Genomic DNA, 13,023 nt, shown 5'->3' on the forward strand with positions numbered 1-13,023 from the left:
CAAGCCTGCTCGGCCGCTCTGGAACCTTGAACTTCGGCTCTACCTCGCCCACCCGCAGGTATTTGCGCACCGTATTCCGAGACAGGCCGGTCCTACGGCTAATCTCTCGGATCGATAAATGTTCTCGATAATGCCAGCGTCGGATCACGCTCAATAATGCCATGTCGATCACTCCGTAATCCCCGCTGAAAAAACGCAGGGTAAGGGTCAAACATGGGTCAATTCTCGGTGGAAATATCCTGGGTTGCCGGGTCAGTTCTCAGTGGCAATCAACAGGAAGAGAAGCAGCATGCCGAGTTTGTGCGCATGGCCGACCAGAGCCTTGACCGCTTCAGGGACACCCACAGCGAGCCACAACAGCAGTTCATCGTCGACGCCTATGTGGAGACCGGAGAAATCCTTGCTGGTGAAGCCTACGGCATCGACGAGGTGGAGGCGGCTGTGGTCGAGACTGCATTCACTCAGCACCTCGACCGCAACGTGCTTAGGCAGCATGGGCTGAACCTTCAGACCTACTTCGAGCATGTCGACGAGGCGGATTATCGGGCGCTGCGCAGGGCTGCAGCCAAGGGTGAATGGCATGTCTTCCATGGGCATGCCCAAGCCATAGCAGCCGCCAGGCAGACCGGCACGGCCTTCGCTGACTGACGCAATTCTCACCCCGATGCATCGCCCCAAGAGGTGTGTCGGGGTAGGCCTTTCCACAGGCTACCGTCAGAATGACTGCCGCTCTCAGCATCATCCGAAGGGCTATTCTTCGGCATCCGGTTCCAACTGGAACTGATCTGCATACTCGTCAGATACCCGATAGCGGCGTTTCGAACCCGCCGGCCGCTCCAAAATGCCCAACTCAAGCGCTTTAAACAAGGTCAGCCGCAACCTCTCAGAGCTATTTATTCGAAGCCAGCGAAGTAGTGGATCCCCTCCAAACAAATCGCCTCGGCTCGCGATTTGCGGCGACAGGTCTTGAATGACAAACTCTCTCTTTGACAAGCCGAACCGATTGAGTTCCTCGATGCAAACCTCTTCGTCTCCGAGACTTTCGGTGAACGCCCCAACACGATGATTGTAATCGGATACGAGAAACTGCAGGATAGCGCTAAGAGCCCCGAAGGAAATCGCTATCATCTTGTATGTATGCAATTGTTCCGGGCCAAATCCCTGTGCATCCAGTTGCATGGCTTCGCCACCAAGCCAACCGATGGCTCCGGCCATCGCCGTACCGAGAAAGGCCATGTACTTCACAAGCTGAAAGGGTCGGGTAACACGTGTCGCAATCTTTCGCGTCAGTTCGTCAGCAGACCGCTTCGCTTCTTGACCCTCAAGTGCCCGGCGCTGGGCGACGGCGGTTTGCTCTATCACCTGATTGTTGCGGGCTACTACTTCGGCGAGGTCCTGAACAGCGGTTGGGATGATGGCCCTGTTGGCATGATGCTCCGATAGGAGCTTGTGAGCTTGGTTTAGTAGAGACTGGACCTCGCCATCTCCACTCACATCGGGATGATGTTTCTTGCTCAGTTTGCGAAACGCCTTTGTCACTTCGGGCATTGGCGTTGCATCTGAGACACCCAGCAGTTGCATTGCCTTTTTGATGTCTAATCCAGCTTCCATGTCTACCACCCCGTGTGTACTTCCGCCTATAACAGAGCGGATCAAGCCTTGCACTCCAGCTTGTGAGTTGCTCTGGCTATAAGGAGACGTCGTTGTTCGCTATTTTGCAGACGCACACAGCGCAAAATAGGGTTGACCAAGAGATACACCGCTGCTACCCCTTGAGATACACCAAGGCGGTCAACGTTTTGGGGAGACGGTCGCAGCAAGCGATTGGATTTAAAAGATTTTTTGGCCTTTTTGCACCCGGTTCGATTTATCTAACTTGTCCGGCCCGGGGAGCCAAAAACTTCAAATGCTTCACGACAAGACCGCCCCGTTTAGCAAACGGCCAACCACCTCAGGCAGCCTGCAGGTGGTATTCAAACTCGTGTATCGTTAGCGCTATCCCGGCGTGTTCAGGATGTGGACATAATCCTCGACCCCATAAGTCCGATGTCATCCGGCAGTGCCCTTACGCGATACCGACAAGAATTCGCGCGTGGGCATGGAGCTGTCGGGCTGCCTGACGGTATTCGATCGCGTCACCGCTGCAAACAAGCAGGAACTGCGCCGCGAACTCCTGCGTGTTTGTAGCCGAGATGGCAAGCATCGCCTGCACGATCTCCGACATGTCCTGATAGACGCGTTTCAGATCGCAGTCGGAAATGTCGAAGGAGATCGAATTCATCAGTGCCTGCCACCGGCGGAAGCTAGCCAGGATGGGGCTTTCGTTCGAGTTTGCGGCAAAAATCCCTTCTGCCGCCGCAGCTCCGGTTGGCGGAAAGGAGACGGTCGTGCCTGCCACAGCGCGTTTGGTCATTGCATCATACGTCATATCCGAGCTCCTACGACTGTATGCAACCTTATGGGGTTGCCGATCCGACGCCGCATTGCGCTGGGTCAAATCCGGCAACGCCGAAGGCCGGGGTAGAACCAGCCCTGTCTCCTGACGAAGACGATAAACAGACCAACTGATCGGCCCTCGATGGAAGAGGCGGCGGCGGAATATGAAGGAAGATTTCGGCTCGTGGGTCGATGGAGCCATTCATCGCGCCGCTCCCGCTTGCGCGCGGTTTGCCGCCGCGCGATAGATGCGTCGGTTCAGGGAGGAATCATGCGGAAAATCCTGATATCGGTGCTGCTGCTTGCTACTGCACTTTATGCAAATTGCGCCCTGGCACTCGACAGCAGCGGCACGCCTGTCGTCGTCACGCCGCTTGCATCACGCACGACCACCGCGTCCGGCCAGCCGATCACGCTGCCGCAGAAGAACGTGCAGGTGCTGGTGTCGACCTACGACATCGCGGTCGGCGCAACCTTGCCGGTGCACCGGCACCCCTTCCCGCGCTACGCCTATGTCGAGGCCGGAACGCTCAAGGTCACCAATGTCGAGACCGGCAACAGCAACACCTACAAGACCGGCGATTTCATCATCGAAATGATCGGCCAGTGGCATCAGGCCACCAATATCGGTGATATCGAGGTCAAGCTCCTGGTGATCGATCAGGTCGAGGAAGGCGCCAAGAACACGGAATTGCGCCAGTAGCCACCAAGCCTATGCCCGCAACGAAGGCGGCGGGAAGGCACTGCGCCGCCCGCTTGCCCCGGCTGCTGCTTGGCCCAAATGGCGACGCACCATTCATGCTTTCCTGGCAACCGGTCCGATGCTAGGGCTTTGCGCAACTTCATGGAGTGGATCGTCCTTTGACCGCAGAAAGCCGCCCGCCACTGATCGAAATCTGTGTCGAAGGCATTGATGGCCTGCTCGCCGCGCAGGCCGCCGGCGCCGACCGGGTCGAGCTGTGCGCCAGCCTGGTCGAAGGCGGCATCACCCCAAGCCTCGGCACGGTGCGCGCGGCCCTCGATCAGGCAACCGCGCCGTTTCACGTCATGGTGCGGCCGCGCGGCGGCGATTTTCTCTACAGCGAGACCGAGTACCGCTCGATGCTTGTCGATGTCGAAGCACTTCGCGATCTCGGCGTGCCCGGCGTGGTGTTCGGCTGCCTGAACGCCGACGGCACCATCGACGAGAAGCGCATGGGCGAACTGACGCAAGCGGCAGGGCCTTTGAACGTCACCTGCCATCGCGCGTTCGACATGACGCGCGATCCGACCGAGGCGCTGGAGGCGCTGATCCGCTGCAAGGTCGGCCGTGTGCTGACCAGCGGCCAGCGCGACACGGCGATCGAAGGCCTGCCGTTGCTGGCGGATCTGGTGCGACAGGCCGGCGACCGCATCATCATCCTCGGCTGCGGCGGGCTCGATCTCGCCAACATCGCCGAGGTGCGCGAAGAGACCGGGCTGGCCGAAATGCATTTCGCCGCGCTGAAGGATGTGCCGAGCGCCATGCGCTACCGCAATGCCAAGGTCGGCATGGGCGGCTCCGATCTCGACCGCGAATACCGCAACACATTGACGGACACGCCGCTGGTGGCAGCGACGATCGCGGCGGCCAAGGCATGACCTCCGAGATAGACCGCATAGCGCAAGACGACGAAGCAGCCATTCTGGCGCTCAACAACGAACATGCCGCCGAACTGTCCTGGCTCGAGGCCGAGCGGCTGTCGTTCCTGCTTGGCGAGGCATTCTACGCGCGCCGCATCGGCGATCTCGAAGCTTTCATCATGACCTTCGACCAGAAGGCCAATTACGACAGCCCGAATTTTGTCTGGTTCCGCGAACGGTATGAACGCTTCATCTATGTCGATCGCGTGGTCGTGGCGGCGCATGCAAGGGGCCGCGGCCATGCACGCCGGCTCTATCAGGACCTGTTCGAGCATGCGGAGCGCGCCGGCCACACGCTGGTCACCTGCGAGGTCAACGCCGATCCGCCCAACCCGGCCTCGGATGCCTTCCACGCCGCCCTTGGTTTCGCCGAAGTCGGCGACGCGGTGATCCATGGCGGCAAGAAAGCGGTGCGCTACTATGCCAGGCAGATCACCGCCTGACCCGCTAGAAACATAAAGAAGCTCCACCTAATATAAGGGTTCCGCCAACAGGAGGAACCGCGATGCCAAGCAACGTCTTCCGCTTCGACGAAAGCTGGCACATTCCCGAAGGCACGCCCCAGCAAGTGTGGGACGTGCTCTCCGACGCCGAATTGCTGCCGCTGTGGTGGGGCGAGGTCTACAAGGAGGTCGTGCCGCTCGACAAAAAGGGCAAGGCGGCCGTTGGCGCGCGGGCAAGAGCGCGGGCGCGCGGCGCCCTGCCCTATGAGCTGAACTTCATCATCGAGGCGGCCGAACTCGACCCTGGCCGGCTGGTCGTCGTGAAAACCTTTGGCGACTTCGACGGGCTGTGGCGGGCCGAACTGTCGCCGTTGGGCACCGGCACCCATGTCCAGCTGACTTGGCAGGTCACGGTCGAGAGGCCGATCCTCAAATTCCTCGCCCCTCTGCTGCGGCCGGCCTTCGCCTGGAACCATCGCTGGACAACGCCGCGCGGCGAAGCCGGCCTGCGGCGCTATCTCAGGCTCGGAACAACAGTGCCTCGGCGCGATGAGGCCTGAATCACCAGTTGCGGTTCAACCATTCGCGCGCCGGACGCTCGATCAGGTAGTAGCTGCACAGCGCGCAGGCAAAGACCCCGGCCAGCATCGGCCATGGGTTGCTGCCTTGCTCGTAGACGAATTTGTAGAACGGTTGCTGCCACAGATAGAGCGAGTACGACCACAGGCCGAGCATCGTCATCGGCAAGGCGGACAGCACTCCGCTGAGGTAGCCGCTGCTGAAATCGAGTGTATTCACGGCCAGGGCCAGCAACGGCACGGCGAGAAGATAGTGGATCGGCGTCGGCACTGCGTCCATGAACAGCAGAACCGCGGCCGCGGCGGCAGCCGGAGCGACAAAAGGCCCTTTCAGCAGCGCCGGAAGTTGATCGTCTGCCTTCAGCAGGCAGATTGCCGCCGACAGCAGGATCGACGCGATGTGCACATCCGTCCGCCAATAAGACGTCTCATAATCCATGTGGAGAAACCAGTACGAGACCGCACCGTTGACCATCGCCAGCAAGGCCAGCGCCACAAGCAGCGGGACGACGCGGCCGCGGCTGGCAACGAACACGCTGATCAGCGCCAGGATCACATAGGCATGCTCCTCGACGCAGAGCGACCAGATATGGTCCAGCGCCCCGGCACGGGTGACGAGAATCCCGGCGTAATTGTAGGTGAATGTCAGCGCCGTCAGAGCCGCCTTCCATTTGAAGGCGATGAACGTGCCGGAGAGCGCGACCATGGCGATGACGACGAAGACCAGAAGTGCTGGATAGATGCGTGAAAAGCGGCGTTTGAAGAACTTCTTCAGCGGATAGCGTTCGATGAACAGGATCTCGGCCATCAGCCGGCCGGAGAGCACGAAGAAGAACTCGACGCCCAGCACGCCGAGATTGATTCCAGGAACCGGAAAAAAATGACCGATCAGCACCAGGGCGATCGACAGGCCGCGCCAGCCATCGAGATAGGCCAGTCTTGTCCTGGCCGGTCTGTCGACGACGGACTGGGACGGAATCATATGGGTCGCGGAAATTTCGGACATGCCGATCCTTTCGCACTGGTCATGCGAAAGGGCACGGCGGTACGCATTCCGAACCCGGCTCGCATCCCCGGCCAAGCCCATACTGCAGTGCAATATAAATTTGTGCAAGTGCGAGATTGCCGCCGACGCGGTTTCCGGGCCAGTCCGAGCCGGAATTGCTTCAAGCAAAAGGGATGTGCGCTGCTGCTATCCAATCGAGAACTGGGCGGGGCTACCGGCCGCCACGGACGAAAAAGGGGCCACGCCGGCCCCTTTCCTCGTCGACAACTATGAGTTCGCGTCAGGCGTTGGCCGCTGCCACGGCGCGCTTGGCCATCACCGCGATCAGATTGGCGCGGTAGTCTGATGAAGCATGGATGTCGCTCATCAGGTTCTTCGCCGGCACCTTGACGCCGGCGAGCGAGGCGGCGTCGAAATTCTTTGCCAGTGCTGCTTCGATTTCCTTCGAGCGGAAGACACCGTCGTCGCCGGCGCCGGTCACGGCAACGCTGACGCCGTCCTTGCCCTTGGCCACGAACACGCCGACGATCGCGTAGCGCGAGGCCGGATTGCGGAATTTCTCGTAAGCCGCCTTTGCCGGCGCGGTGAAGGTAACCGCCGTCACGATCTCGCCATCCTTCAACGAGGTTTCGAACAGCCCCTTGAAGAATTTGTCGGCCGGTATCTCGCGCTTGTTGGTGATGATGGTGGCACCGAGCGCCAGCAGTGCGGCCGGATAATCCGCCGCCGGATCGTTGTTGGCGATCGAGCCGCCGATCGTGCCCTTGTGGCGCACCGCCGGATCGCCGATCAGCGATGCCAGATGCGCCAGCGCCGGACAGGCCTTACGCAGCTTATCGTCATTGGCAACATCGAAATGCGTGGTGGCGGCACCGATGGTGACCGTCTTGCCCGACACTTTTATCCCCTGCAAATCCCTTATGCGTGAGAGGTCGACAAGGTCGGAGGGTGCCGCCAACCGCGTCTTCATGGCCGGGATCAAGGTCATGCCGCCGGAGAGCAGCTTGGCGTCGCCACTCTTCACGAGCTTGGCGGCGTCAGCGACCGAGGCGGCACGGTGATAGTTGACCGAATACATGGTTGTTCCTCCTCAGTGCTTCGTCACGGCGCGGATCGCTGCCCACACGGTGGACGGCGAAGCAGGCATGCCGAGATCATTGCTGCCGATGGCATCGGTGATGGCGTTGATCACCGCCGGCGGCGAGCCGATGGCGCCCGCCTCACCGCAGCCCTTGATGCCAAGCGGGTTGCCCGGGCATGGCGTGTTCGAGGTCGAGACCTTGAATGACGGCAGATCGCCGGCGCGCGGCATCGTGTAATCCATATAGCTCGCCGTCAGCAGCTGGCCGCTATCGTCGTAGTGAGCACCTTCCAGCAGCGCCTGGCCAATGCCTTGGGCAATACCGCCATGCACCTGGCCCTCGACGATCATCGGATTGATGATGTTGCCGAAATCATCGGCGGCGACGAACTGTATGATCTCGGTCGTGCCGGTCTCCGGATCGACCTCCACCTCGCAGATGTAGCAGCCCGCCGGGAAGGTGAAGTTCGACGGATCGTAGAACGCCGTCTCCTTCAAGCCGGGTTCCATACCGCCCGGCAGATTGTGAGCGGTATAGGCGGCAAGCGCCATCTGGAACCACGGCACATTCTTGTCTGTGCCAGCGACCTTCAGCGCGCCATTCTCGATGATGATGTCGCCCTCGTCGGCTTCTAGCAGGTGGGCGGCGATCTTCTTGGCCTTGGCCTCGACCTTGTCGAGCGCCTTGACGATGGCCGACATGCCGACCGCACCCGAGCGCGAGCCGTAGGTGCCCATGCCCATCTGCACCTTGTCGGTATCGCCATGGACGATCGAAACAGAATCGATCGGCACGCCGAAGCGCTCATTGACCAGTTGCGCGAACGTCGTCTCATGGCCCTGGCCATGGCTGTGCGAGCCGGTCAGCACCTCGATCGTGCCGACGGCGTTGACGCGCACTTCCGCCGATTCCCACAGGCCGACGCCGGCGCCAAGGCTGCCTACCGCCGCCGACGGCGCGATGCCGCAGGCCTCGATGTAGCAGCTCATGCCGATGCCGCGCAGCAGTCCCTTTTTGGCGGCGGCGGCCTTGCGCTTGGCAAAGCCGGCGTAGTCCGAAGCTTTCATGGCCGCATCGAGCGAAGCCGCATAATCGCCGGCGTCATAGCACATGATGACCGGCGTCTGATGCGGGAACGAAGTGACGAAGTTTTTGCGCCGCAACTCCGCCGGCGAAACGCCGAACTGGCGGGCAGCGGTCTCCATCAGGCGTTCCATGACGAAGGTCGCCTCCGGCCGTCCTGCCCCGCGATAGGCATCGACAGGTGCGGTGTTGGTGTAGATCGCCTTCACATTGGCGTGGATAGCCGGAATGTTGTACTGGCCCGACAGCAGCGTCGCGTAGAGATAGGTCGGGGTCGCCGACGAGAACAGCGACATGTAGGCGCCGAGATTGGCCTGCGTCTCGACCTTGAGACCAAGGATCTTGTGATCCTTATCGAAGGCCATTTCGGCATGGGTGTGATGGTCGCGGCCATGCGCGTCGGTGAGGAAGCTTTCGGTTCGGTCAGCCACCCATTTGACCGGAACGCCGGTCTTCTTCGAGGCCCACAGGCAGACCAGCTCTTCCGGGTAGATATAGATCTTCGAGCCGAAGCCGCCGCCGACGTCAGGCGCGATGACGCGCAGCTTGTTTTCCGGCGCGACATTGTAGAAGGCGCTCATCACCAGCCGCGCGACATGCGGGTTCTGCGACGTCGTCCAGCAGGTGTAGTGGTCCTCGGCCTTGTCGTAATGGCCAAGTGCGGCGCGCGGCTCCATGGCATTGGGAACCAACCGGTTGTTGATGATGTCCATCTTGACGACATGAGCTGCCTTCTTGAAGGCGGCGGCGGTGTCGTCGGCATTGCCGATGTCCCAGTCGAAGATCAGGTTGTTTTCGGCCTCCGGATGGATCTGCGGTGCGCCCTTGTCCATGGCCTTCGAGGCATCGACGACAGCCTTCAATTCCTTGTAGGTGATCTCGACCGCTTCGGCCGCGTCACGGGCCTGGCCCTTGGTCTCGGCGACCACGATGACCACCGCATCGCCGACATAGCGGACCTTGTCGAAGGCCAGCGGCGACCACGCCCCCATCTTCATCGGCGAACCGTCCTTGGAATGGATCATCCAGCCGCAGATGAGATTGCCAATGCCGTCGGCCTTGAGCTCCTTGCCGGTCAGCACACCGATGACGCCGGGCATGGCTTGCGCTTTCTTCACGTCGATCTTCTTGATCTGCGCATGAGCGTGCGGGCTGCGCACGAAGGCCGCATGCTTCATGCCGGGAACCACCATGTCGTCGACATAGCGGCCGGCGCCGGTAATGAACCTTTTGTCTTCCTTGCGCGCGACCCGAGCGCCAACGCCTTCAATGGCCATAAGAAATTCCTCCCGAGATAGCGAATAGTGAGTAGCGAATAGGGAGTAGCGAGCGGCGAAGAACGGCGGGGTGGAGCTTGTCAGAGGGACACTGACTACTCGCTATTCCCTACTCGCTACTCGCTCATTTCCCTCACGCCGCTTGCTTGGCTTTGCCCTTCGACACCTTCGACATCGTCTTCGATGCGGCGAGGATCGCCTTGACGATGTTGTGGTAGCCGGTGCAGCGGCAGATGTTGCCTTCGAGCTCGGCCCGCACCGTCGCCTCGTCGAGGCCCTCCGGATGGCGGTTGATCATGTCGGTCGCCGTCATGATCATGCCTGGCGTGCAGAAGCCGCATTGCAGGCCGTGATGTTCCTTGAAGGCTGCCTGCACGGGATGCAGATCGGCGCCGTTGGCGAGGCCTTCGATCGTCACGATGGTCGACCCGGAGGCCTGTGCAGCGAGCATGGTGCAGGACTTCACCGCCTTGCCGTCGACATGGACGACACATGCGCCGCATTGCGAGGTGTCGCAGCCGACATGGCTGCCGGTGAGGCCGAGATTCTCGCGCAGGAAATGAACCAGCAACGTTCGATCCTCGGCGGCGCCGCTGACCCGCCTTCCGTTCACAACAAACGAAATATCAGACATGAATCCTCCCTGGGTATCAACCTTGGTCGTCACGCTGCCGACGCGCCGCTGGCACTTCGGCCATGCGTTATTCGTACACTGCATAACGGGCAAAAAACAGCGCGCCGAAAACGCCGAACCTTGTACTTTCGGTCATGGCCAAGCCCAAAGTTGCATTGCCAGCCGGCCCATTGCCAAAGCACGGATTGGGGGCAACAATGCCGACCGACGCTGGCGCGCCCGACGCGCACAAAAATGCGTCGGAGGAATTTCGGAGAACGCCGCTGGCCAGTTCACGGACGCGCTACGCATGCGGCTTGTCGGCGTTGACCACGGACGAGCCCGACCCGGATATTTTTGCACGCGCGGTGGCCACCGAGGCGGCTGCAATCAACGCCGGCTTTGCCCTCGTCTTCTTTTCCCAGAGCCTTGTCGAGGCCGGGGCCCTGTCGCGGGCACTCATGGCCTACGCGCCAGGACTCCATCATGCCGGCTGTTCCACCGCCGGCGAGATCACGCCGCAAGGGCTCGAGGAAGGCCATATGCTGGCGATGCTGCTTCCCTCGGTCGCATTTACCGCGGTCAGCACCATGGTCGACAATTTGTCCTCGTCGGGCATGGACAGGATCACCGGCGAGGTCGAGGCCTTGCGGCGCACGCTGCGCGGCCGGGTTGGCGTGGAGCAGACCAGCAACACCTTCGCGCTCTGCTTCATCGACGGGCTGTCCTATGCCGAGGAAGCAGTCAGCTCCGCCATCCATTGGAGGCTCGACGACATACCGCTGCTCGGCGGCTCGGCCGGCGACGATCTGAAATTCGAGACGACCCGCTTGATCTCCAACGGCCGGGTCACCTCGGATAGTGCCATCATCGTGCTGATATCAACGGAAATTCCGTTCCACGTCTTCAAGACCGACAATTTCGTTCCCACCGACGAAAAGCTGGTGGTCACAGCGTCCGACGCCGATCACCGCATTGTGCGCGAGTTCAACGCCACCAATGCGGCGGAGGAGTATGCCGCTTCCGTCGGCATCGTGCCGCAGACCTTGACGCCGCTGAGCTTCGCCTCGCATCCGGTGGTGGTGAAGGTGGGCGGCGAATATTACTGTCGCTCGATCCAGAAGATGCACCCGGATGGCTCGCTGTCGTTCTTCTGCGCGATCGACGACGGTGTCGTGCTGTCGATCGCCCAGCCCAAGGACATGGTCGAATCGACACGCGCGGCCCTGCGCGAAGTCGAGGAGAGGCTGGGCGGGATCGACATGATCCTCGGCTTCGACTGCGTGCTGCGCCGGCTCGATGCGCGCAACCGGCAGGTCTTTCGCGACATTTCGGAACTCTACCGGGTCAACAAGGTCATCGGCTTTGGCACCTATGGCGAACAGTACCGGTCGATGCATTTGAACCAGACCTTCACCGGCATTGCCTTCGGCGAACGGCAAGCAGCGGAATGACAAGATGCCGCTCAAGGACATAAACGACCTCGAAAAGCTGAAGAAGATCAACGCCGCCCTGGTCAGCCGCGTCGAGCGCTCGATGGACCAGCAAGGCAATGCCTTCTCGCTGTTCCAGACCGCGATCTCGCTGGAAAACCGCGTGCGTACGCGCACGGAAGAGTTGCACTCGACGCTGCGCAGGCTGGAACAATCCAACATCGATCTCAGCGCCGCAAAGGAAAATGCCGAGCTGGCGAACCTCTCCAAGACGAGGTTCCTCGCCGCCGCCAGCCATGACGTGCTGCAGCCGCTGAACGCGGCCCACCTGTCCGTGTCGGCACTCGCCGAGGTCCAGACCAGCGACGAAGGCCGGAAGCTGGTGCGGCAGGTCGAGCGCTCGCTGGAAACGATGGAGGACCTGCTGCGCACCTTGCTCGACATTTCCAAGCTCGACGCCGGCGTGGTGGAGCCTGATATCGGCGACGTCAGCCTGGAGGCGCTGTTCTCGTCGCTGCGCTCGGATTTCCAGCCTGTCGCGGAAATGAAGGGCCTGTCGCTGAAGTTCCGGCCGGTCGGTGCCGTCGTCCGTTCCGACCGGACGCTGCTGCGCCGCATCTTGCAGAACATCCTCTCCAACGCGCTGGGCTATACACGTTCGGGCGGCGTCCTGGTCGGCACCAGGCATCGCGGCGACACCATCCGCATCGATGTCGCCGATACCGGCTGCGGCATTCCCGAGGACCAGCGCGAGGCGGTGTTCGAGGAGTTCCATCGCGGCACCTCACCGGCCAGTTCGGAACGTGACGGCAACGGTCTCGGGCTCGGGCTTGCCATCGTACGCCGCATGGCCGGCGCGCTCGGCCATCCCGTGACCTTCTCGTCGAAGGTCGGGCGCGGCACGATCTTCCACATCGATGTCCCCGTCGGTATCGGCGCGCCCGCCGACGCCATCGCCAGCGCCACCAGTCTGGAGCGGTCGCGCGGCTACGGCCTGTTCGGCACCAAGGTGCTGCTGGTCGAGAACGACATCGAGGTGCTGGAGGCCATGACCTTCCTGCTCGAGCGCTGGCAGTGCCTGGTGCGGTCCGCGACCTCGACCGACGATGCAATGGACCTGCTCGGCGACACCGACTGGGTGCCCGACATCGTCATTGCCGACCAGCATCTAGACGGCGGCGACTTGGGCACCGCCACCATATCGGAAGTCCGCGACTATCTAGGCCGCGCCGTGCCGGCGCTGATCGTCACCGCCGACAGTTCCGAAGCCGTCGCCAAGGCGGCAAGGGCCGGCGGCATCGAACTGATGCGCAAGCCACTGAAGCCGGCGCAGCTAAGGGCGCTGCTGGCGCATTTGCTGGCCTAGGGGCTTTACCCTCCCCTTGATGGGGAGGGTCGGCGCGTAGCGCC

General features: G+C 61.6%; 14 protein-coding genes. 7 read left to right on the forward strand and 7 right to left on the reverse strand.

The window, feature by feature from the left end; translation table 11 throughout:
• Nucleotides 1-163: sigma factor-like helix-turn-helix DNA-binding protein (locus A3A9_RS39625; RefSeq protein ID WP_033838837.1), on the reverse strand; the 163-nt coding region annotated here is incomplete at its 3' end.
• A gap of 50 nt (nucleotides 164-213) precedes the next feature.
• Here A3A9_RS39625 and A3A9_RS0127565 point away from each other — a divergent pair.
• Entirely contained in the window at nucleotides 214-648 is a 435-nt protein-coding gene (locus A3A9_RS0127565; RefSeq protein WP_027061519.1) for a hypothetical protein, read from the forward strand.
• 102 nt (nucleotides 649-750) lie between these two features.
• On the opposite strand, the gene A3A9_RS0127570 is transcribed toward A3A9_RS0127565, so the two are convergent.
• Entirely contained in the window at nucleotides 751-1,611 is an 861-nt protein-coding gene (locus A3A9_RS0127570; protein ID WP_033838834.1) for a J domain-containing protein, read from the reverse strand.
• A 454-nt stretch (nucleotides 1,612-2,065) separates the two neighbouring features.
• A complete protein-coding gene (locus A3A9_RS45890; RefSeq protein ID WP_245279138.1) occupies nucleotides 2,066-2,638 on the reverse strand; it encodes a hypothetical protein in 573 nt (190 codons plus the stop codon).
• Nucleotides 2,639-2,707: 69 nt separating this feature from the next.
• Between A3A9_RS45890 and A3A9_RS0127580 the strand changes: the two genes are divergently transcribed.
• The 4 genes from A3A9_RS0127580 (at nucleotide 2,708) to A3A9_RS0127595 (ending at nucleotide 5,101) form a co-directional block, all read left to right on the forward strand.
• Nucleotides 2,708-3,139: a cupin domain-containing protein gene (locus tag A3A9_RS0127580; RefSeq protein ID WP_027061522.1), complete on the forward strand. Its 432-nt coding sequence runs from the start codon at nucleotides 2,708-2,710 to the stop codon at nucleotides 3,137-3,139.
• Nucleotides 3,140-3,297: 158 nt separating this feature from the next.
• Complete coding sequence (locus tag A3A9_RS0127585) at nucleotides 3,298-4,056, forward strand: copper homeostasis protein CutC (protein ID WP_027061523.1); 759 nt, start codon at nucleotides 3,298-3,300, stop codon at nucleotides 4,054-4,056.
• The gene (locus tag A3A9_RS0127590; protein WP_027061524.1) at nucleotides 4,053-4,541 is read left to right on the forward strand and encodes a GNAT family N-acetyltransferase; all 489 of its coding nucleotides are present in this window, start codon (nucleotides 4,053-4,055) and stop codon (nucleotides 4,539-4,541) included. The genes A3A9_RS0127585 and A3A9_RS0127590 overlap by 4 nt, the downstream gene beginning before the upstream one ends.
• Nucleotides 4,542-4,603: 62 nt before the next feature.
• Nucleotides 4,604-5,101 (forward strand): SRPBCC family protein, encoded by a 498-nt coding sequence (locus A3A9_RS0127595; protein ID WP_027061525.1) that lies wholly within the window; start codon nucleotides 4,604-4,606, stop codon nucleotides 5,099-5,101.
• A gap of 1 nt (nucleotide 5,102) precedes the next feature.
• Here the strand turns inward: A3A9_RS0127595 and A3A9_RS0127600 are convergent, their stop codons facing one another.
• The 4 genes from A3A9_RS0127600 to A3A9_RS0127615 all read right to left on the reverse strand — a co-directional run bounded on the left by A3A9_RS0127600 (nucleotide 5,103) and on the right by A3A9_RS0127615 (nucleotide 10,201).
• A complete protein-coding gene (locus A3A9_RS0127600) occupies nucleotides 5,103-6,125 on the reverse strand; it encodes an acyltransferase family protein (protein ID WP_027061526.1) in 1,023 nt (340 codons plus the stop codon).
• Nucleotides 6,126-6,405: 280 nt separating this feature from the next.
• Complete coding sequence (locus A3A9_RS0127605; RefSeq protein ID WP_027061527.1) at nucleotides 6,406-7,203, reverse strand: FAD binding domain-containing protein; 798 nt, start codon at nucleotides 7,201-7,203, stop codon at nucleotides 6,406-6,408.
• Between the two features lie 12 nt (nucleotides 7,204-7,215).
• Nucleotides 7,216-9,567 carry a xanthine dehydrogenase family protein molybdopterin-binding subunit gene (locus tag A3A9_RS0127610; RefSeq protein ID WP_027061528.1) on the reverse strand — a complete coding sequence of 784 codons (2,352 nt, stop codon included), beginning with the start codon at nucleotides 9,565-9,567 and terminating at the stop codon, nucleotides 7,216-7,218.
• 133 nt (nucleotides 9,568-9,700) lie between these two features.
• Nucleotides 9,701-10,201: a (2Fe-2S)-binding protein gene (locus tag A3A9_RS0127615; RefSeq protein WP_027061529.1), complete on the reverse strand. Its 501-nt coding sequence runs from the start codon at nucleotides 10,199-10,201 to the stop codon at nucleotides 9,701-9,703.
• A gap of 197 nt (nucleotides 10,202-10,398) precedes the next feature.
• Here A3A9_RS0127615 and A3A9_RS0127620 point away from each other — a divergent pair, with 197 nt between their 5' ends.
• Together A3A9_RS0127620 and A3A9_RS0127625 are read left to right on the forward strand one after the other, a co-directional pair.
• Entirely contained in the window at nucleotides 10,399-11,634 is a 1,236-nt protein-coding gene (locus A3A9_RS0127620; RefSeq protein WP_027061530.1) for an FIST signal transduction protein, read from the forward strand.
• Between the two features lie 4 nt (nucleotides 11,635-11,638).
• The gene (locus tag A3A9_RS0127625) at nucleotides 11,639-12,979 is read left to right on the forward strand and encodes a hybrid sensor histidine kinase/response regulator (RefSeq protein WP_027061531.1); all 1,341 of its coding nucleotides are present in this window, start codon (nucleotides 11,639-11,641) and stop codon (nucleotides 12,977-12,979) included.
• Nucleotides 12,980-13,023: the final 44 nt, after the last annotated feature.

This window comes from Mesorhizobium loti CJ3sym, assembly GCF_000472785.1.
Lineage (GTDB): Bacteria > Pseudomonadota > Alphaproteobacteria > Rhizobiales > Rhizobiaceae > Mesorhizobium > Mesorhizobium loti_E.

Excerpts from the sequence above, each read along its gene's own strand:
- A3A9_RS45890 (WP_245279138.1), bottom strand. The coding sequence starts at position 2,638 with ATGGCTCCATCGACCCACGAGCCGAAATCTTCCTTCATATTCCGCCGC.
- A3A9_RS0127615 (WP_027061529.1), bottom strand. The coding sequence starts at position 10,201 with ATGTCTGATATTTCGTTTGTTGTGAACGGAAGGCGGGTCAGCGGCGCC.
- A3A9_RS0127610 (WP_027061528.1), bottom strand. The coding sequence starts at position 9,567 with ATGGCCATTGAAGGCGTTGGCGCTCGGGTCGCGCGCAAGGAAGACAAA.
- A3A9_RS0127570 (WP_033838834.1), bottom strand. The coding sequence starts at position 1,611 with ATGGAAGCTGGATTAGACATCAAAAAGGCAATGCAACTGCTGGGTGTC.
- A3A9_RS0127595 (WP_027061525.1), top strand. The coding sequence starts at position 4,604 with ATGCCAAGCAACGTCTTCCGCTTCGACGAAAGCTGGCACATTCCCGAA.
- A3A9_RS0127605 (WP_027061527.1), bottom strand. The coding sequence starts at position 7,203 with ATGTATTCGGTCAACTATCACCGTGCCGCCTCGGTCGCTGACGCCGCC.
- A3A9_RS0127625 (WP_027061531.1), top strand. The coding sequence starts at position 11,639 with ATGCCGCTCAAGGACATAAACGACCTCGAAAAGCTGAAGAAGATCAAC.
- A3A9_RS0127620 (WP_027061530.1), top strand. The coding sequence starts at position 10,399 with ATGCCGACCGACGCTGGCGCGCCCGACGCGCACAAAAATGCGTCGGAG.
- A3A9_RS0127600 (WP_027061526.1), bottom strand. The coding sequence starts at position 6,125 with ATGTCCGAAATTTCCGCGACCCATATGATTCCGTCCCAGTCCGTCGTC.
- A3A9_RS0127590 (WP_027061524.1), top strand. The coding sequence starts at position 4,053 with ATGACCTCCGAGATAGACCGCATAGCGCAAGACGACGAAGCAGCCATT.
- A3A9_RS0127565 (WP_027061519.1), top strand. The coding sequence starts at position 214 with ATGGGTCAATTCTCGGTGGAAATATCCTGGGTTGCCGGGTCAGTTCTC.
- A3A9_RS0127580 (WP_027061522.1), top strand. The coding sequence starts at position 2,708 with ATGCGGAAAATCCTGATATCGGTGCTGCTGCTTGCTACTGCACTTTAT.